Source organism: Priestia iocasae, assembly GCF_016909075.1.
Taxonomy (GTDB): Bacteria; Bacillota; Bacilli; order Bacillales; family Bacillaceae_H; genus Priestia; species Priestia iocasae.
In genome coordinates this window covers 549,656-569,110 of the sequence record NZ_JAFBFC010000002.1, presented here as the reverse complement: position 1 = coordinate 569,110, position 19,455 = coordinate 549,656, and the positions used below count along the sequence as shown (strand labels likewise).

At 38.0% G+C, this 19,455-nt stretch carries 17 protein-coding genes; 15 read left to right on the top strand and 2 right to left on the bottom strand.

All coding sequences use genetic code 11. From position 1 onward, the window contains the following. Positions 1–26: 26 nt before the first annotated feature. The 8 genes from JOC83_RS07885 to JOC83_RS07850 all read left to right on the top strand — a co-directional run bounded on the left by JOC83_RS07885 (position 27) and on the right by JOC83_RS07850 (position 9,746). On the top strand, positions 27–581 hold the full coding sequence (locus JOC83_RS07885) for a glycerol-3-phosphate responsive antiterminator (protein ID WP_205185975.1): 555 nt from the start codon (positions 27–29) through the stop codon (positions 579–581). A 174-nt stretch (positions 582–755) separates the two neighbouring features. Continuing rightward, positions 756–1,577, top strand: a complete 822-nt coding sequence (locus JOC83_RS07880; RefSeq protein ID WP_205185973.1) for an MIP/aquaporin family protein — start codon at positions 756–758, stop codon at positions 1,575–1,577. 19 nt (positions 1,578–1,596) lie between these two features. After that, positions 1,597–3,087, top strand: a complete 1,491-nt coding sequence (gene glpK / locus JOC83_RS07875) for a glycerol kinase GlpK (RefSeq protein ID WP_205185971.1) — start codon at positions 1,597–1,599, stop codon at positions 3,085–3,087. Between the two features lie 180 nt (positions 3,088–3,267). Beyond that, positions 3,268–4,935: a glycerol-3-phosphate dehydrogenase/oxidase gene (locus tag JOC83_RS07870; protein WP_205185969.1), complete on the top strand. Its 1,668-nt coding sequence runs from the start codon at positions 3,268–3,270 to the stop codon at positions 4,933–4,935. Positions 4,936–5,292: 357 nt separating this feature from the next. Further along, positions 5,293–7,035 carry a phospho-sugar mutase gene (locus JOC83_RS07865; RefSeq protein ID WP_205185965.1) on the top strand — a complete coding sequence of 581 codons (1,743 nt, stop codon included), beginning with the start codon at positions 5,293–5,295 and terminating at the stop codon, positions 7,033–7,035. A 273-nt stretch (positions 7,036–7,308) separates the two neighbouring features. Beyond that, the gene (locus tag JOC83_RS07860) at positions 7,309–8,442 is read left to right on the top strand and encodes a GAF domain-containing sensor histidine kinase (RefSeq protein WP_275580417.1); all 1,134 of its coding nucleotides are present in this window, start codon (positions 7,309–7,311) and stop codon (positions 8,440–8,442) included. 2 nt (positions 8,443–8,444) lie between these two features. After that, the gene (locus JOC83_RS07855) at positions 8,445–9,083 is read left to right on the top strand and encodes a response regulator transcription factor (protein WP_338038887.1); all 639 of its coding nucleotides are present in this window, start codon (positions 8,445–8,447) and stop codon (positions 9,081–9,083) included. 129 nt (positions 9,084–9,212) lie between these two features. Beyond that, the gene (locus JOC83_RS07850) at positions 9,213–9,746 is read left to right on the top strand and encodes an NADPH-dependent FMN reductase (protein ID WP_205185964.1); all 534 of its coding nucleotides are present in this window, start codon (positions 9,213–9,215) and stop codon (positions 9,744–9,746) included. Between the two features lie 42 nt (positions 9,747–9,788). Here the strand turns inward: JOC83_RS07850 and JOC83_RS07845 are convergent, their stop codons facing one another. Both JOC83_RS07845 and JOC83_RS07840 read right to left on the bottom strand, forming a co-directional pair. Next, complete coding sequence (locus JOC83_RS07845; protein ID WP_205185963.1) at positions 9,789–10,397, bottom strand: biotin transporter BioY; 609 nt, start codon at positions 10,395–10,397, stop codon at positions 9,789–9,791. A gap of 219 nt (positions 10,398–10,616) precedes the next feature. Further along, complete coding sequence (locus JOC83_RS07840; protein WP_205185961.1) at positions 10,617–10,871, bottom strand: YhdB family protein; 255 nt, start codon at positions 10,869–10,871, stop codon at positions 10,617–10,619. 566 nt (positions 10,872–11,437) lie between these two features. Between JOC83_RS07840 and JOC83_RS07835 the strand changes: the two genes are divergently transcribed. The 7 genes from JOC83_RS07835 to JOC83_RS07805 all read left to right on the top strand — a co-directional run bounded on the left by JOC83_RS07835 (position 11,438) and on the right by JOC83_RS07805 (position 19,442). Beyond that, positions 11,438–11,671: a hypothetical protein gene (locus JOC83_RS07835; protein ID WP_239583404.1), complete on the top strand. Its 234-nt coding sequence runs from the start codon at positions 11,438–11,440 to the stop codon at positions 11,669–11,671. A gap of 55 nt (positions 11,672–11,726) precedes the next feature. Then, on the top strand, positions 11,727–13,250 hold the full coding sequence (locus JOC83_RS07830) for a sodium:solute symporter family protein (RefSeq protein ID WP_205185959.1): 1,524 nt from the start codon (positions 11,727–11,729) through the stop codon (positions 13,248–13,250). A gap of 18 nt (positions 13,251–13,268) precedes the next feature. Then, the gene (locus JOC83_RS07825; RefSeq protein ID WP_205185957.1) at positions 13,269–14,423 is read left to right on the top strand and encodes a M20 family metallopeptidase; all 1,155 of its coding nucleotides are present in this window, start codon (positions 13,269–13,271) and stop codon (positions 14,421–14,423) included. 159 nt (positions 14,424–14,582) lie between these two features. Next, entirely contained in the window at positions 14,583–15,992 is a 1,410-nt protein-coding gene (locus JOC83_RS07820; protein WP_205185955.1) for a SpoVR family protein, read from the top strand. Positions 15,993–16,178: 186 nt separating this feature from the next. Next, positions 16,179–16,859 carry a transaldolase family protein gene (locus JOC83_RS07815; RefSeq protein WP_205185953.1) on the top strand — a complete coding sequence of 227 codons (681 nt, stop codon included), beginning with the start codon at positions 16,179–16,181 and terminating at the stop codon, positions 16,857–16,859. Positions 16,860–16,941: 82 nt separating this feature from the next. Then, positions 16,942–17,637: a DUF4867 family protein gene (locus JOC83_RS07810; RefSeq protein WP_205185952.1), complete on the top strand. Its 696-nt coding sequence runs from the start codon at positions 16,942–16,944 to the stop codon at positions 17,635–17,637. Positions 17,638–17,660: 23 nt separating this feature from the next. Beyond that, positions 17,661–19,442 (top strand): solute:sodium symporter family transporter, encoded by a 1,782-nt coding sequence (locus tag JOC83_RS07805; RefSeq protein WP_205185951.1) that lies wholly within the window; start codon positions 17,661–17,663, stop codon positions 19,440–19,442. Positions 19,443–19,455 lie beyond the last annotated feature (13 nt).

Genomic DNA, 19,455 nt, shown 5'->3' with positions numbered 1-19,455 from the left:
ATAGAAAAACTAGTGGAGTGAAAAAGATGGGATTTAACAATCAACAAGTATTGCCAGCAATTCGAGACATGAAACAACTTGAAAAATTTTTAGAAAGTGACTTTGAATATGGCGTATTGTTAGATAGCCAATTAGGGTTGCTAAAAGGGATTATGAATGAAACAAAGCGAGTAGGAAAGAAGCTCATTATCCACGTTGATCTTATTCATGGACTCAAGCACGATGAATATGCAGTTGACTTCTTATGTCAAGAATACAAACCAGCTGGACTTATTTCAACACGAGCAAATGTAGTCTTAAAAGCAAAGCAACGAGGTATTTATGCGATTCAGCGTATTTTTTTACTTGATAGTACAGCATTACGAAAAAGTTATGAACTCATTAAAAAGGTTAAACCTGATTACATTGAGTTATTGCCTGGTATTGCGCCATCTATGATTCAAGAAGTACAAGATGAAACGAACATCCCCGTGTTAGCAGGAGGATTAATTCGTACTGAAGAGGATGTCTTAAAAGCGCTACGTGCAGGAGCTGCAGCCGTCACCACTTCTGACCGAACGTTATGGAATATTTCAATTTAAATAAGTGTTGACAACGCTTTCAATCTCTTGTAATCTTATAAACAAGTTAATAATTGTGACGGAGAAAAGGAGATCCACAATGTGCCCAAAGATAAATAGTAGTAATGGGTGTTTTGTGGATTCTTTTTTTCCTCAATATAACGAAAACGTTTACGTGAAAATGGGGGAGTATACATGAATGCTTTTTGGGGAGAAGTTGTTGGAACAATGATTTTAATTGTTCTTGGTGCAGGTGTCTGTGCCGGGGTTAGCTTGAAAAAATCGTATGCTGCGAATTCAGGTTGGATTGTTATTACAATGGGTTGGGGATTAGGTGTTGCCATGGCTGTATATGCAGTTGGAACGATTAGTGGAGCCCACTTGAATCCAGCTGTAACAGTTGGACTAGCATTTACAGGAGATTTTGCTTGGGCTGATGTACCAATGTATATTGCTGCTCAATTTTTAGGAGCAATGATTGGATCAGCACTTATTTACTTACACTACTTGCCACATTGGAAAGCAACAGAGGATCCAGCTACAAAATTAGGTGTCTTTTCAACAGGACCAGCTATTGCTAATCCATTTGCGAACCTGTTAAGTGAAACGATTGGAACATTTATCCTTGTGTTAGGTATACTAGCCATTGGAGCTAATGAATTTACAGAGGGTTTAAATCCATTAATTGTAGGATTTTTAATTGTTAGTATTGGTCTTTCTTTAGGTGGAACAACAGGGTATGCCATTAACCCGGCTCGCGATCTGGGACCACGTATTGCACATGCCCTATTACCGATACCAGGTAAAGGTGGGTCTAACTGGTCATATGCTTGGATTCCGGTTGTTGGCCCAATACTAGGAGGTTCTTTAGGAGCTGTATTCTATCAGTTCGCTTTTGAAAATAAAGTAGGGACAAGCTTATGGGGAGTTATTGTCTCAGTACTAATCGTATTAGGAGCAACATTTGTTTTAACTAAATTAAAAGATACAAAACTATCAGAAGGATATAGCAAATAAGAAGGGTGAGGGATTGAATATGGAAACGTATATTTTATCATTAGATCAAGGAACAACGAGTTCACGTGCTATGTTATTTAACAAAAAAGGGGAAATTGTGCATGTAGCTCAAAAAGAATTCACACAGCATTTTCCAAAGCCAGGTTGGGTTGAGCATAATCCAAATGAGATTTGGGGTTCCGTTTTAGCTGTTATTGCAACATGCTTGTCAGAATCAGGTGTAACCGCTCAACAAATCGAAGGAATTGGGATTACAAATCAACGTGAAACAACGGTTGTATGGGATAAAAACAGTGGAAAGCCTGTCTATAATGCAATTGTATGGCAATCCCGCCAAACAGCAGATATTTGTGAAGAACTAAAAGAAGCAGGTCACAATGACACATTCCGTCAAAAAACAGGGTTGCTTATTGATGCTTACTTCTCTGGAACAAAAGTAAAATGGATTCTTGATAACGTAGAAGGAGCAAGAGAGAAAGCAGAAAATGGTGACTTATTATTTGGAACAATTGACACATGGTTAATTTGGAAGTTATCTGGTGGTAAAGCACACGTAACAGATTACTCGAATGCATCTCGTACGTTAATGTTTAACATTTATGAACTTAAGTGGGATGAAGAGTTATTAGCGATTCTTGGTGTACCACAATCGATGTTGCCAGAAGTGAAACCTTCTTCAGAAGTATATGCGCATACGGTTGATTATCATTTCTTTGGTCAAAGCATTCCGATTGCTGGAGCAGCAGGTGATCAACAAGCAGCGTTGTTTGGACAAGCTTGCTATGAAAAGGGAATGGCAAAAAACACATACGGAACAGGCTGCTTTATGCTAATGAACACAGGTGAACAAGCAGTAGCATCTGAACACGGCTTACTCACAACGCTTGCTTGGGGAATTGATGGGAAAGTAGAATATGCGTTAGAAGGAAGCATTTTTGTTGCCGGCTCAGCTGTTCAATGGTTACGTGACGGATTACGCATGGTAAAAGATGCGAAAGATACAGAAGAATATGCGACAAAAGTAGAGTCAACAGATGGCGTTTACTTAGTGCCGGCATTTGTTGGTTTAGGCACACCTTATTGGGATAGTGATGTACGCGGTGCGATGTTTGGTTTAACACGTGGTACAACAAAAGAGCATTTAATTCGTGCGACGCTAGAAGCGCTTGCTTATCAAACAAAAGACGTGCTTAGCGCAATGGAAGCAGATTCAGGAATTACATTAAAAACGCTTCGTGTAGATGGTGGAGCGGTAAAGAATAATTTCTTAATGCAATTCCAAAGCGACCTTTTAGATGTACCAGTCGAACGTCCAAGTGTAAACGAAACAACGGCATTAGGAGCTGCATACTTAGCAGGATTAGCCGTAGGTTATTGGAAAGACAAAGAAGAAATTGCTCAACAATGGAATATGGAAAAGTCGTTTGAGCCAAACATGGACGAAGAGAAACGAGAGGAATTATATACAGGCTGGAAAAAAGCTGTTCACGCAACAATGGCATTTAAATAAATAACAAGAAACAATTGGAAGCACTTTTATTTCCAAGGTTGATATGATATAATAAAATCAAGTTAATAAACAGGTTGGAGAACGGGAGAGACCACAATCACTTACACCTTATTTGCAGGGTGGAGTGTATTGTGGTCTCTCTTTTTATGTCTAAAATGGAAAATGGAAGGAGAATGCTATATGTTTTCTAGTCAAAAACGTTTAAATACATTAGAAGAGATGAATAATCAGCAGTTTGATTTACTTATTATTGGAGGGGGAATTACAGGCTGTGGAATTGCCTTAGATGCCACAACTCGCGGAATGAAAACGGCGTTAGTGGAAATGCAAGATTTTGCAGCCGGAACATCAAGTCGTTCAACGAAACTTGTACACGGTGGATTACGTTACTTAAAGCAATTTGAAGTGAAAATGGTTGCAGAAGTTGGGAAAGAACGTGAAATCGTTTATGAAAATGGGCCTCACGTAACAACACCAGAATGGATGCTACTTCCAATCCATAAAGGAGGAACGTTTGGGAAATTCTCTACGTCAATTGGGCTACGTGTCTATGATTACCTAGCAGGTGTTAAACGATCAGAAAGAAGAAAAATGTTAAGTGTAGCGGAAACAACTGAGCGAGAACCACTATTAAAAACAGATGGCCTAAAAGGTGGAGGCTATTATGTAGAATATAAAACAGATGATGCACGCTTAACAATTGAAGTAATAAAAGAAGCAGTGAAACGTGGCACAACGGCTGCGAACTATGCAAAAGTAGAGAAATTCCTTTATGAAAACGGAAAAGTCATTGGGGCAGTTATTGTCGATCAATTAACAGGTAAATCGTATAACGTGTATGCTAAAAAAATCGTGAACGCAGCGGGCCCTTGGGTCGATTCATTACGTGAAAAAGACAACTCAAAAAAAGGAAAACAGTTAAAGTTAACAAAGGGCATTCACTTAATTATCGATCAAAGCCGTTTCCCGTTAAAGCAAGCAATCTATTTTGATACACCAGATGGGCGTATGGTCTTTGCGATTCCTCGTGACGGTAAAACTTATGTAGGAACAACAGATACAGTTTATAAAGGGGATGTTGCTCATCCACGCATGACAGTAGAAGATCGTCGTTATGTACTTGATGCGATTCACTACATGTTCCCAACACTGAAGATTACAGAAGATGATGTGGAATCTAGTTGGGCGGGTTTACGACCTTTAATTCATGAAGATGGAAAAGATCCTTCTGAAATTTCTCGTAAAGATGAAGTATGGACATCAGAATCGGGACTTATCACGATTGCAGGTGGAAAATTAACAGGATACCGCAAAATGGGGCAGATGGTTGTTGATTTAGTTGCACAGCGCTTAAAAGAAAGTGAAGGCTTAACATTCGGAAAATCTAAAACGAAGCACATGCCAATTTCTGGTGGAGATGTTGGCGGCTCAAAAGGATTACCTGCATTTACAGATATCAACGTGAAAAAAGGAATGAAGCTAGGTCTTACACATGAGCAAGCAGAGAAGCTAGTGAAACGATATGGATCAAACATTGATGTTCTTTACAGCTATATTGAAACACAACAGGATGAACTGAAGAAAAGTGGTTTACCACTAAGCGTCTTTTTACAAGTGTATTACGGAATTCATGAAGAAATGGCTACAACACCAGTTGACTTTTTCATTCGTCGTACAGGATCGATGCTGTTTGATATTGAGTGGACGAAAAAGTGGAAGAATGATGTTGTGCGTTACATGAGTGATGTGTTGCAATGGACCGAAGCACAAATGAATGAGTATACGTTAGAGCTTGAAAAACACATTCATGATGCAGTGGTTGCAGAAAGCAATGAGAAAGTTAGTTAATGACTCTAACAATAAAATGAATTTGAGTTAAAAGGCGGAAAAGTACCTGATTTAACTTTGAACACAACATCCCTTGCTTCTTCATGCCATCTATTAATGGGCAGACGGGCAAGGGATGTTGTATTCATTAATGTTTAAGGAAAGTAAGAAAGCTAATGTGTGAATTGACGTGTTAAAATGAAAGCGTATGACAAATGACAATAAAAAAGTTTTATGCAGGAAGAACGCTTTTTTTGTAGAACTATTGTATGCAACGTCGAATGAAAAAGGATTATTGAACCACAGTGATGTAAAAGAAAAGTCATTGCTTTTCTTTATTCATACATATTACCAATCAGCTAAAGGGGGCCTCATCTTATGAGTTGGAAACAAAAATATGAGTTATGGATCAATGAACCTGCCTTAGATGCAGAAACGCGTTCTCTACTAGAAGAGATGAATGGAGACGAAAAGCGATTAGAAGAATGCTTCTATAAAGAGTTAGAGTTTGGAACAGGTGGTATGCGTGGTGAAATAGGACCTGGTACAAATCGAATGAATGTTTATACGGTACGAAAAGCTTCAGAAGGGTTAGCACAATACATTGAAGCAGCAGGAGAGAAAGCAAAAAAACAAGGTGTGGCCATTGCCTATGATTCAAGGCACAAATCGCCGGAGTTTGCGATGGAAGCGGCAAAGACATTAGCCACTCACGGAATTAAAGCTTATGTGTTTGAAGAACTTCGTCCAACGCCAGAGCTATCATTTGCTGTTCGTCATTTAAATGCGTTCGGTGGAATCGTTGTAACGGCAAGTCACAACCCACCTGAATATAATGGCTATAAAGTATATGGTCCAGACGGTGGTCAGCTTCCACCAAAAGAAGCAGATGAATTAGTATCCTATGTAAGTGCTGTGGAAAATGAGCTGCAAATTGAAGTAGAGTCTGAAGATGTGTTAAAACAAAAAGGACTCATTGAAATGCTTGGTAATGAAATGGATGAAGCTTATAATGAACAATTACAAACGATTTCATTAAATCCACAATTAGCAAATGAAGTAGGAGCTGAGTTAAAAGTTGTCTTTACTCCTCTTCATGGCACAGCGAATAAGCCTGTACGTAAAGCGTTACAAACGCTTGGTTATGAGAATGTAACGGTGATTAAAGAGCAAGAATTACCAGATCCAAATTTCTCAACGGTCAAATCACCTAACCCTGAAGAACCAGCTGCTTTTGAATATGCGATTCGTGAAGGGGAAAAAGTAGGGGCAGATCTGTTAATCGCAACAGACCCTGATGCTGACCGCTTGGGAATTGCTGTAAAAGATCATCAAGACAACTATGTTTTACTAACAGGAAACCAAACAGGTGCTATTTTGCTGCACTATTTATTAAGTGAGAAAAAAGCAAAAGGCATCTTACCAGCAAACGGTGTTGTATTAAAAACCATTGTAACGTCTGAAATTGGTCGAAAAATTGCTGAGTCATTTGACTTAGAAACGATTGACACGTTAACAGGGTTTAAATTTATTGGTGAGAAAATTAAGCAATACGAGGAAACGGGCGAGTATGAATTCCAATTCGGTTACGAAGAAAGTTATGGCTATCTAATTGGTGACTTTGCTCGTGATAAAGACGCTATTCAAGCAGCCCTTTTAGCTGTAGAGGTATGTGCATACTATAAGAAGAAAGGTATGACCCTATATGAAGCACTTCACCAACTTTTTGAACAGTATGGCTACTACCGTGAAGGGCTACACTCATTAACGTTAAAAGGCAAAGAAGGGGCAGAGCAAATTGAACACATTATCTCTACGTTTAGACAAGCTCCTCCTCAACAGATTGCTGGTAAAAACGTAACCGTTGTAGAAGATTACAAGTTAAGTGAGCGTAATGTGTTGTCTTCTCAAACAAAAGAAGAAATTGTGCTGCCAAAATCAAATGTCTTGAAATATCACCTTGAAGATCAGTCTTGGTTCTGTCTGCGTCCATCAGGTACAGAACCAAAGGTGAAATTCTATTTCGGTGTGACTGGACAGACAGATGAAGAAAGTCTTGAAAAGCTAGATCAAGTAAAAGAGGATGTATTAAATAAAATTAACGATGTACTAAACAGCTAAGTCAAACTTCTGTTGTTGTTACAAAGACCATTATCATAAACTTTGAAATAGCAAGGTTTAATGATAGTGGTCTTTTTGTGTTAATCAAACGTTTGTTTAAACCGTGAAACCCCTCTCTATAAAAGCAGTGATAAAGGATTAATCAAACGTTTGTTTAGATACTACAACTTTTGATGTAGAAAATCTCAACCCATATTTTGAGAGATAATGGTAAGTCATTCTTGATATAATAGAGGAATATAATGGACCAAGCTTTTGTAAGGAGCTATTAAAATGAAAGATAAAAAGCAAATGAGTGATAACCAAACGTTAAAAGAAATTGCTGAAACGTTAAATTCTGAAAATGATTTACAAGTCATGCTACATGAGGTCTTAAAAAAGCTGTTAAGTTTAACCGGACTTCATACAGGGTGGATTTTTTTAATTGATAAACAAGGAAAGTATGAGTTAATTGCTGATTATAAAATGCCTGAAGCTTTATGTGTACGAGATAAACAACCGATGTGTGAAGGTGGATGTTGGTGTTTAGATCGATACAATGATGGCCGATTAAAGCGGGCAACCAATATTATTGAATGCAAACGAATTGAAGATGCCATTGAATTGAATTGGGGAGATACAGAAGGAATCACGCATCATGCGACCGTTCCTTTGAGAGCGGGGAAAGAAGCATTTGGTTTATTAAATGTTGCTTCTCCTCATAAGGTTCATTTTTCTGATGACGAGCTTGTCTTACTTGAAGGAGTTGCTTATCAGATTGGAACAGCAATAAAACGTGTTACATTAGCCAAGAAAGAAAATGAGCTTATGCTGCTAGCAGAGCGAAATCGACTAGCAAGAGACCTTCATGATTCGGTGAATCAATTGTTATTTTCGCTCGTTTTAACGGCTAGAGGAACAAAGGAAATGACAAATGAACCTGAAATAAAAGACATGCTATCCTATATGCAACAGCTCTCGCAAGATGCGTTAAAAGAGATGAAAGCACTGATTTGGCAATTGCGTCCTCAAGGATTAGAAAACGGGATTAGTACAGCGCTAATTGATTATGCAAAGATGCTTGGGTTAGAGGTACACATGGACGTAAACGGTGTATTAAATCTTTCTTCTCATTTAGAGGAAGCTCTATGGAGGATTGCTCAAGAGTCGTTAAATAACTGCAGCAAGCATGCAGATGTAAAAGATGTTTTTATTACATTTAACATCACGAATGATTTTGTTGTGATGACTATCCAAGATCGAGGTCACGGATTCTTTTATGAACCGCATAAAGAGCTACCTTCCCTTGGCTTATTAAGTATGAAAGAGCGAGCAGAACTAGTAAAAGGAACCTGCCACATTGAAAGCGCACTTGGAAAAGGAACAAAAGTCACCATAACGATTCCAATAGAGGAGGGGACAAGATGAAGATAAAGATAAAGGTTCTGATTGCTGATGATCATCATGTTGTAAGAAGAGGATTGTTGTTCTTTTTGAAAACGCAGGCCGAAATTGAAGTGATTGGTGAAGCAAAAGATGGAGTAGAGGCTGTTGAGTTAGCACAACGCCTTAAACCCGATGTTGTCCTCATGGATTTAGTCATGCCTAATATGGATGGAATTGAAGCAACGAAAAAGCTAAAAGAAGTAGAACCAAACATGAAAGTCCTTATTTTAACGAGTTTTGCTGATCAAGATCACGTTATTCCTGCCATTCGTGCGGGTGCAGTTGGCTATCAATTAAAAGATGTAGAACCTGATCAGCTCGTGCAGGCCATTTATGCAGTTCATCGAGGAGAAAGTCAGTTACATCCTAAAGTTACTTCTCATGTGTTCTCTCATTTGTCAGCTCATGAAAAAAAAGAAACAAGTCTGCTTCATACCTTAACGAATCGTGAAAGAGACGTATTAACAGAAATTGCTAACGGAAGAAGTAACAAAGAAATCGCTGCGGTTCTCGTGATTACAGAGAAAACAGTGAAAACACATGTATCCAATATTTTTTCCAAGTTAAATGTAGCCGATCGTACACAAGCGGCTCTTTATGCAGTGAAACATGGACTTGTATGAGGCATCTACGACTAAGGTCGTAGATGTTTTTCGACTTATTTAGGAGATAACGTTCCATCGTATGCAAGATTTATCGCGTTCACTTTTACCATATACTAGTGGTATCAAATAAAAAATGGAGCGATGAACATGAATGTTGTTATTATAAACGGTAGCCCTCGAAAACAAGGAAGAACGACCATTGTAGCAAAAGAGCTGCAAAGAAAATATGGAGGGCAACTTGTTGATTTAAGTCAATTAGAGTTACCAGTCTTTAATGGAGAACAAGAGCAATACGAGTTAGAAGTTGTCAAGTGGCTTCGTTTGACGGTTCAAGAAGCAGATGCCATCATCTTAACATCACCTGAATATCATAGCGCAATGAGCGGCGCTCTAAAAAATGCCCTCGACTTTTTAGGGAGTGAACAATTTCACCATAAGCCAGTGGCTTTATTAGCCGTTGCTGGAGGTGGAAAAGGTGGCATGAATGCACTTAGCAATATGCGTACAGTGGCTCGTGCGCTTTATGCAAATGTCATCTCAAAACAATTAGTATTAGATCCGATTCACATCGAAAAAGAACAATCGTCATTGAATGAGGAAGCAGCTTTATTAGTCAACGCGCTTGTAGAAGAGTTAAACATGTATGCACAAGCATATGAAGCAATAAAGCAGCAACAATAATAAAAGACCTTGTCATCTGAATTGACAAGGTCTTTGCGCGATTTATGAAGGAATTGATTTTTGTTGTCTTGAAAAGTAGGGAGAAGAGTGAATGGCATGGTAGATTCTTGGAGCGATTAACGCACCAAAAATTGTGAATGCAATATCTTTTAAAGCGAATGAAGCCATTACTTTCCAGGCAGTTCCATAACCCATTGGTGCTTCAAGCCAATAGTTGACAGCCATGTACATATAGTTCGTACCAATGACATAAATAAGTATAATCCCTACGAATGATGAAACGAAGAATGTAGGAAGTGGAGGATTTTGTTTCTGCTCCATTAGTTTACCTACGATATAAGCTGTGGCGATATAGGAAAGTAAAAATCCGCCCGTGCCTCCAAATATCACACCAATTCCTGCTTTAAATTGTGCGAATACAGGTACTCCTGCAATTCCAATCAATAAATAAACAATCATAGAAAGAGACCCAAGTCGGCTTCCTAATAAAAGGCCAGCTAAAATGGCAAAAAACGGTTGCATAGATAATGGTACACCTGCAACTTGTAAGAAAGGTGCCCATGACGTCATATTTGCACCAATCGCCATTAATGCAGCAAACATCCCAATCAATGTAAGATCTAATGCGCGAAAACGTGGTTTTGTTTGCATATAAAAAACCTCCAACTATTATGTATTCTTACAAAGAGTGTACGGATAAAGAATTATTATGTCAACTATTTATTTTTACTAGTTAACATAAATGACGTTGACTTATTCAATTTCCTCAACGCTTATGACGAGAAGGAAAATGATTCATGAAAAAGGTAAAAGAAGAATAATCCAATGAAGGGTGAACAAAATAAAAGAAGGGACGTATATCCCTTCTTTCTACATGTCGTCCATTGTAAATTCAGCTATATCATATTGATCATGTTGCGTCGAAGCATGATCAATATAGCGTAGCAATGAATACAATTCTTCTTGAATCACTCGGTAGTTTCGTTCAAAGTTGTAAGCATGTAAAAAATGTTCAATTCGTTTTGAAAGAAAATCATCGTTTGTTCGAACCATTAATATCAATAAATTATCCCATTGTGATCGGTGTGTGTAATACAGTGCTCTGTCATAATCTACAAAGTCCATTGTAAGCCCTCCTTTTGAGGAGTTACGTATAGTGTGTGACATTTACAGCGTTTATTACAGTGTAAATGTTGGGGAGATGTCCAATGAAAAAACCAGTATTAGTTTAAGACAAAAGGTGAAAAATAAGCTCAACAGTTTGTTTTAGTGAAGGCACGTATACGTTCAATGATGGAAACTGCTTTTTTAAATGGATTCATCCTATTGTTTTCTGTTTACTTGCACCGCTCTTGTCATCGTTGAGTTCCTCCATACTCCATAATCCTTGACTCCCATTCACTTCTCTGGAATATGTCCACATCATAATAATCATCCTTTCATCGTGTAGCACAATTTTGTACTTAAAACGTTTCTTTCCCTTTCTTTATTGTCCAATGACGATTATGCCTCATGTAGACAAAGTGTCATATCTTCTTCCATAAACGCAATCTTTCCTAGACAAAAATGATACATTGTTAGTAAGAATGTTCAGTTAATTTAGATATTCTTTTACAGTCTGTCTAATGAACATCTGATGGCGACTCGATATAATTTAGGTACAAAACCTTCATATGAAAGGAGAAGAGAGAATGATGTTTGGAAAGTATCCTCGAAAAAAAGTTTTGCTTTATAGCCTAATTGTTCTTTGCTTTCTTATTATGGAAACACCGCTCATCTTATTTGCGAATACATCAGAATTTGTGGTCATGGGCATACCTTTCTTTCTTTTTTGGAATTTACTTTGGTGGTTTGTGACAACCGTTTTATTTTTCATTGGCTACATAACTAATTGGGGAAGCAAAGTGAAGCCAGGTAGTGAATAAAGAAGAGACATACTAACTGTTTATAGAAACATAGACAAAAGGGGGAATAGATGCGATGACCACTGGTGTCCTTATTATTGCAGCTTTTATGATTATTCCATTAGTTGTCGGGTTTTTCGCAGCTTCAAAATCGGCCAATACAAGTGAAGATTTCTTTATACAAGGACGTGGCATGGGAGCAGTAGCTGTCTTTTTTACCGTAGCGGCAACATGGTGGAGTTCGTTTGCGTTCTTAGGTTCAAATGCGACATTTTATACACATGGTCCTGTTTATTTAACGGCGCTGGCTTGGAATTTACTATTCGGCTTTATGTACTATGCAATTGGTAAAAGAGTGTGGTTTTTAGGAAAGAAATTTAACTACATCACCGCATCAGATTTAATCGGGGATTTTTACAATAATGAAAAGCTTCGTGTCATTGTTGCGGCTATTCTTCTTATTTTCACCATTCCCTATCTTCAAATTCAGTTAACAGGAGGAGCTTACTTAATTGAAGTAGCTTCTGGAGGTACCATTCCTTTTTGGCTCTCTGCTTTGATGTTTTATTTTGTCATCGTTGTGTATGTGTGGGTAGGGGGAATTCGGGCAGTTGCATGGACCGATATTATCTACGGGGCCCTCTTATTCTTTGGCATGATGTATGCAGGCTATTATATTTCTCAAAATCTAGGTGGACCAACCGGTATGTTTACTCAGCTAATGGAAACAAGCCCTGCTCATTTATCTCTTCCAGGTCCACAAGGTACAATGGGCTATCCAATGTGGTTTTCACTTTTTGTTGTAACGGCAATCGGAGCATTCATGGGTCCTCAAATTTGGCTTAGAATGTATTCTGTAAAAAGTGGAAAACTGTTTAATTTAATGCCATTTTTACTTGGATTTGCGGCAATCGCTTATATCGGATCCGTATTAGCTGGTTTTTCAGGTGTATTACTTGAGCCTAACATCGCAAATCCAGATCAAGTGTTACCAATTATGCTGATGAAGTATGCTCCGTTTGCATTAGCTTCTCTCATTTTAGCAGCAGGTGCTGCAGCGGCGATGTCGACAGCTAATTCACAGATTCATGCAGTATCAACGATTGTGACATTAGATTTTTATCAACGTTATGTAAAGCCAGATGCGAGCCAAGAATCAATTATCAAGGTAGGACGCTGGTCACTCATTATCTTTTCATTAGTTGCCTATTTTATGGCACTAGTTGTACCAGGTGTTTTAGTAACAATCGGAATTGCAGCTCTTGCAGGAACCGCTCAATTAATTGTTCCAACGATTGGTGCAATTAGTTGGAGGCGTGCTCATCCAACCGCAGCTATTTGGGGACTTTTATCCGGAATCGCCGTTGTATTACTTATTACATTTATTCCTTCCTTAAGTGCTCCGTTTGGCTTTCATGCTGGTGTGTGGGGCTTGTTAATCAATAGTCTTTTATTTGTATCGCTAAGTCTTGTATTACAACGAAAAGATCAACATGTTGTGCAAAAGTTTGAAGACGCCCGACGTGAATACAACGAGACGTATCATCAAGAGTTATTTGAAGAGCCGATAACGGACAAGAAGGTTGAAGAAGCTTTGTAAGAAAGGAGATTTCTCGACATGTCCAATTATTCAGAAGCTGTCTTATTAACTCAAAAGCTCATTCAAATTCCAACTGAAAATCCGAATGGCTCTGAAGAGAAATGTAGTTCATTTGTTGAGTCATGGCTTCGGGCATTGCCAAATGTGTCTGTACGCACACAAACAGTTGAACAAGGAAGAAAAAATGTCATTGCAAAATATAAGGGGCGGGGATTAGATAAGCCGCCCCTTGTTATTATGGCTCATATGGATACCGTTCCGGTTGAAGGTGAGTGGTCAGTTCCACCGTTTGAAAGCATCATTCAAGATGGAAAGTTATATGGGCGAGGCGCTTGTGATATGAAAAGCGGATTAGCTTGTGCGTTAATGACATTAAAAGTAGTTGCTACAAAACAATGGCAGCTTCAAAGAGATTTATACGTGATTGCGACCATCGATGAAGAAGGGCCATATATGAAAGGTGCAATGGCACTTATAGCCGAAAACATCATTCCGTCTAATGCTTTACTTATTGCAACAGAGCCTACAAACTTAACATTGGCTACTGAGCATAAAGGGACCATTTGGTATGAAATGTGTGTAGAGGGTAAAAGCTCTCATGGTGGAAATGCTCATCTTGGGGCAGATGCAGTGCATGCTGCGGCTGAAATTATTGTTCGTTTAAAAGAAAAAGTAAATCAACTTTCATATAACCACGAGATTTTTGGTAAGCCTACTATCTCTGTTGGCACAATCGAAGGTGGAAGCAAAACAAACATGGTGGCCGGATCTTGCCGAGCAGAACTTGATTTTCGCCTTGTTCCTCCGATGACAAAAGAAGAAGCTAATCAATTAGTAGAACAAGCGATTCAAGAGGGTTGTGAATGTGTAAAAGGAACATCTGGTTCAGTTCGACATCTTGGATGGCAACGCCCTCCATTACGTACTTCGTCAGACAGCATGCTACGGAACATGTTTCGTACGGCATATGAGCGTGTCGTAAAGGAACCGTTAGAAGAAAGTGGATTTCCTGCTTATACAGACGTCACGATGATTGGGTTAGAAACAACTAATCATCACTTTGTTGTGTTTGGTCCGGGTCATTTAGATCAAGCGCATGCCACTGACGAATTCGTTGAAATCGAGCAAATTGAAAAATGCGTTGATATTTTACTAGAAGTTGTACAAAAGTAGAATCATAGAGAAAAACTTCAATTCCTGACGGATTTATAATCGCTAGGATATTGAAGTTTTTTGTTCTTTTTCGGAAATTGAAATCTACTTTGAGAGTAATTCATGATTTGTCTCTTTAACTCATAGATTAAAAGTAAGGAATGAAGGGGGGAGCTCGTCTTGCGTCAGGAAGATTATAAGCAGTTACAATATGCGATTGAAGAAATTACAGAAGTTGCAACAGGATTTGGCCTTGATTTTTATCCAATGAGATATGAGATTTGTCCGTCTGATATTATTTATACATTTGGAGCGTACGGAATGCCAACACGCTTCTCACACTGGAGCTTTGGAAAACAATTTCATAAAATGAAGGTTCATTATGATTTAGGATTAAGTAAAATTTATGAGTTAGTTATCAATTCAGATCCTTGCTATGCCTTTTTGTTAGATTCAAACGCATTGATTCAAAATAAGTTAATCGTTGCTCACGTGTTGGCTCACTGTGATTTCTTCAAAAATAATTGTCGGTTTGGTAATACGAAACGAGACATGGTGGAAAGTATGGCAGCAACGGCAGAGAGAATTAAAAACTATGAATTGATACATGGAAAGCAAGAGGTTGAAAAGTTTTTAGACGCTGTGTTGTCTATTCAAGAACATATTGATCCTTCTCTTATGCGTCCGAAGTTATCGTGGACGTTAGAAGAGGAAGAGAGTGAAGAAGAGGGTGCAATCTCTCCATATGATGATTTATGGAACTTAGACTATAAAGATAAACGAAGACCAAAAGCACAAAAGTTTAAAAAGAAATTCCCACCTAGCCCTGAAAAAGATATTTTATTGTTTATTGAAGAATATAGCCGAAATTTAGAAGACTGGCAGCGGGACATTTTAACGATGATGCGTGAAGAAATGCTGTATTTCTGGCCACAACTTGAAACGAAAATTATGAACGAAGGCTGGGCATCATATTGGCATCAGCGAATCATTCGAGAGCTGGATTTGACAAGTAGTGAAGCCATTGAATTTGCCAAATTAAATGCAGGTGTCGTTCAGCCTTCACGTACAAGTATTAACCCCTACTATCTTGGGTTGAAAATCTTTGAAGATATTGAAGAGCGTTATAATAATCCAACAGAAGACATGAAGAAAATGGGAGTTGAGCCTAACTCAGGGCGAGAAAAAATGTTTGAAGTTCGAGAAGTGGAGTCTGATATTTCCTTTATTCGTAACTATTTAACAAAAGACCTTGTTATGAGAGAAGATATGTATTTGTTTCAAAAGCAAGGCAAAGATTATAAGGTTGTCGATAAGGAATGGACACAAGTGCGTGATCAGCTTGTTAGCATGAGAGTGAATGGTGGTTTCCCTTACATTACTGTCAATGATGGAGACTTCCTGAAAAATGGTGAGCTGTATTTGAAGCACTGGTATGAAGACATTGAGTTAGATGTGAAATATTTAGAGAAGGTCATGCCGTATGTGTACCAACTATGGGGGAGAGCCGTTCATTTAGAAACCACTTTAGAAGGAAAGATTATCGCCTTTACTTATGATGGCAAGAGCTTGCATCGAAAAAACCTATAGAAAAAGGTCGCTTATAAAGCGGCTTTTTTTGTTGTAGTGATTTGATGGTTAAAAAAATCATTGAAAGAATGAAAAAAAGTATTGAAAAAATGTATGCGATTTCATATGATAGATTTAAAGATAGTGATGTTATTAAAAAACATAATGATGTTATAATTTTGAATACGTATAAGGGGATGGATACTAATGAAATATTTTTTAGACAGTGCAAAAATTGATGAGATTCGTTATGCATATGAAAACTGGGCAATTGATGGTGTGACAACAAATCCTCGTCATATTATGAATAGCGGTAAACCTTTTTTAACAGTATTAGATGAGTTAGGTAGCGAATTTCGTGGAGTAGAAGGGTTTCCGATTTCTGTAGAAATTAATCCTCACTTAAATGATGCACGTGAAATGGTCAAAGAAGGGAAGAAAATTGCTGCTTTATCTTCTAACTTTGTTATTAAAATTCCTTGTATTGAACCAGGTTTAATCGCTGCAAAAGAACTTGAAAACGAAGGAATCCGTACGAACGTCACTCTTGTATTTTCACCATCTCAAGCATTACAACCGGCAAGAATTGGTTCAAAATTTGTTTCTCCTTTCGTAGGGTGGAAAGAAAATAGCGGTGAAGATACTGGTCAATACATTCAAGATATTGTGGATATTTACAAAGCTTACAACTATGACACAGAAGTCATTGTAGCTGCTTTACGTAACGGGAAACAAATTGTTGATGCTGCAAAATCAGGTGCACATATCGTAACGTGTGGCTTTGAAGTATATCAAAACAGCTTCCAGCATGCCTTTACGGATTATGGGTTAAATGTATTTAGAAACGCTTGGGACAACACACTTACAGAAGTAACGGTTGGTAAATAACCACAATGATAAGCCCTCAATGAAAATGTGTTCTGTCACCTTTATTGAGGGTGTTTTCTTATATGCAAGGAGATGGGAAAGAATGAAAAGCTTTGAACAATTAAAAGCATTAAATAATCACCTTCAAATGTTTCACGTAACAAACGATGCTTTTAAAAGATATGGTACTATTATTACGTCCTATCATTTCAAAGAGCTAGAAGCATATATGGAACGTACAACGGTCGATTCAACAGGAAATTTGTATGTAGCTTCTGTACCTGAAATGGAACAGACGGAGGTCAAACAACAAATTCAAACAAACTTTTACGGAGATATGCCCATTCAAATTGGTTATTGTAACGGCCCTAATTGTACATTAAACGGACTTGAATATCATAAAGGTAGTGAAATTAACATTGCCATTACAGACTTAGTGTTACTAGTGGGATGTGTTCAAGAAATCAAACATAATCAATTTGACTCAAAAAATGTAAAGGCTTTCTTTGTTCCGAAAGGCACTGCCATCGAGTTATACGGAACTACACTTCACTTCGCTCCATGTAAGGTTCATGACGATGGATTTAAAGTCGTTGTTATTTTACCTAAAGGAACAAACGAACCTCTTGAACATAAATTCGATACAATCACTGATGAAGATAAGCTGCTGTTCATGAAAAATAAATGGCTACTTGCACATCCAGATCGAGAAGTACTGATTCATAAAGGAGCTTATCCGGGGATCATTGGTGAAAATCTTGAAGTTCATTACGAAAGCGCAAGTGAAAAAAGAACTTAAATAAAAGGGGAGTATGGGAATAGATGGGGATGACAGGGATTTGGTTTACGCTTCTATCATGCATGTTCTTTATGGGATTAGTAGGATGGATTTCTTATTTAAAAACAAAAGGGGAAGTTAATGATTCCACAGGCTACTTTTTAGCTGGACGTGGCTTAACTGGAACGTTCATTGCTGGTTCATTATTATTAACAAATTTATCGGCAGAGCAATTAATTGGGTTAAACGGACAAGCTTATCGCGCAAACCTTTCTAATATGGCATGGGAAGTAACGGCTGCATTTGCGATTGTCATTATGGCACTCTATTTACTGCCTAAATATTTAGGTGGTGCGTTTACAACGTTACCTGGTTTCTTAAGTACTCGTTACGACGAAGGGGTACGTCGTTATACGGTTGTTTTATTTATGTTAGGTTATATTTTTGTAACGATTCCATCCGTTTTATATTCTGGAGCATTGGCTATTTTAAAACTCTTCAATGTACCAGAAATGCTAAACATTTCGTATGAAGAATCGGTATGGCTTGTTGTATGGGTAGTCGGTATTATCGGTGCTCTTTACGCTATCTTTGGTGGTTTGAAAGCGGTTGCGGTTTCAGATACATTAAACGGCATTGGCTTACTCATTATCGGGATATTAGTTCCTGTTCTTGGTTTTATTACATTAGGTGATGGCAGCTTTGCAGATGGTGTGAAACAAGTCGTGACAGCTAATCCAGAAAAACTAAATGCAATTGGATCAAGCACAGACTCTGTTCCATTTGGAACGATCTTTACCGGAATGATTTTTGCAAACTTGTTCTATTGGGGAACAAACCAATATGTGATTCAGCGTACACTAGGGGCTGCAAGTCTTGCTGAAGGACAAAAAGGTGTGCTATTCTCTGGCTTTTATAAATTATCCATCCCGTTATTTATGATGGTGCCAGGTCTCATCGCTTATCAATTATACGGTCAAGGAATGGAGCCTGTTGACCTTGCTTATCCAGCCCTTGTAGCAGATGTGCTGCCAACTTATATGTCTGGATTTTTCTTAGCGGTTCTTTTAGGTGCTGTTTTAAGTTCATTTAACTCATTGTTAAACTCAGCAGCTACGATGTTTGCTTTAGATATTTATAAGCCATTAAAACCACATGCATCAGATGAGCAATTAATTCGCATTAGTAAGGTGTTTGGTACTGTTATTGCGTTAGTAACGTTTTTTGTATCGCCAATGTTAATGAATGCACCAGATGGATTATGGGATTTAATTCGTCGCTTTACAGGGTTCTTTAACATTCCAATCATCGCAATCGTATTAGTAGGCTTATTCTCAAAACGAATTCCACCACTTGCCGCAAAGGTAGCAATCATTTTCCACGTGATTACATACTACATGTTAGTGTGGGGATTAAATCAGCTGTTTGGTGTTCAAGTAACGCTTAACTTCATCCACATTTATGCGATTCTCTTCTTCATTGAAGTTGGGATCATGATGGCTATCGGAAAATGGAAACCTTTACAAACGCCTTATACATTCAAGTCAGATGCGAAGGTAAGTCTTGTTCCATGGAAATATTCACTACTTGTCACAGTCGTTTTACTTACGCTTGTCGTAATGACTTATATCGTATTCTCACCAATCGGCTTAGCATACGAAAAAGAGTTGGTGTCACCGTATTTCTGGTTATTAATGATTGGTGTAACCATTATATCTACAATTCTTAGTATCTTGTCCGTAAAAAAATGGAATAAAAAATATGCAGATGTTCTACAAAAGCAATATATGAATCAAGTACAAGATAATAAGAATATAAGTGCTTAATAAATAAAGAGAT

What these genes read in the sequence shown, in the direction of transcription:
- JOC83_RS07830 (WP_205185959.1), top strand. Translation starts at nt 11,727, where the DNA reads ATGACCACTGGTGTCCTTATTATTGCAGCTTTTATGATTATTCCATTA.
- glpK (WP_205185971.1), top strand. Translation starts at nt 1,597, where the DNA reads ATGGAAACGTATATTTTATCATTAGATCAAGGAACAACGAGTTCACGT.
- JOC83_RS07880 (WP_205185973.1), top strand. Translation starts at nt 756, where the DNA reads ATGAATGCTTTTTGGGGAGAAGTTGTTGGAACAATGATTTTAATTGTT.
- JOC83_RS07865 (WP_205185965.1), top strand. Translation starts at nt 5,293, where the DNA reads ATGAGTTGGAAACAAAAATATGAGTTATGGATCAATGAACCTGCCTTA.
- JOC83_RS07850 (WP_205185964.1), top strand. Translation starts at nt 9,213, where the DNA reads ATGAATGTTGTTATTATAAACGGTAGCCCTCGAAAACAAGGAAGAACG.
- JOC83_RS07840 (WP_205185961.1), bottom strand. Translation starts at nt 10,871, where the DNA reads ATGGACTTTGTAGATTATGACAGAGCACTGTATTACACACACCGATCA.
- JOC83_RS07860 (WP_275580417.1), top strand. Translation starts at nt 7,309, where the DNA reads ATGAAAGATAAAAAGCAAATGAGTGATAACCAAACGTTAAAAGAAATT.
- JOC83_RS07825 (WP_205185957.1), top strand. Translation starts at nt 13,269, where the DNA reads ATGTCCAATTATTCAGAAGCTGTCTTATTAACTCAAAAGCTCATTCAA.
- JOC83_RS07845 (WP_205185963.1), bottom strand. Translation starts at nt 10,397, where the DNA reads ATGCAAACAAAACCACGTTTTCGCGCATTAGATCTTACATTGATTGGG.
- JOC83_RS07810 (WP_205185952.1), top strand. Translation starts at nt 16,942, where the DNA reads ATGAAAAGCTTTGAACAATTAAAAGCATTAAATAATCACCTTCAAATG.
- JOC83_RS07870 (WP_205185969.1), top strand. Translation starts at nt 3,268, where the DNA reads ATGTTTTCTAGTCAAAAACGTTTAAATACATTAGAAGAGATGAATAAT.
- JOC83_RS07805 (WP_205185951.1), top strand. Translation starts at nt 17,661, where the DNA reads ATGGGGATGACAGGGATTTGGTTTACGCTTCTATCATGCATGTTCTTT.
- JOC83_RS07885 (WP_205185975.1), top strand. Translation starts at nt 27, where the DNA reads ATGGGATTTAACAATCAACAAGTATTGCCAGCAATTCGAGACATGAAA.
- JOC83_RS07815 (WP_205185953.1), top strand. Translation starts at nt 16,179, where the DNA reads ATGAAATATTTTTTAGACAGTGCAAAAATTGATGAGATTCGTTATGCA.
- JOC83_RS07835 (WP_239583404.1), top strand. Translation starts at nt 11,438, where the DNA reads ATGATGTTTGGAAAGTATCCTCGAAAAAAAGTTTTGCTTTATAGCCTA.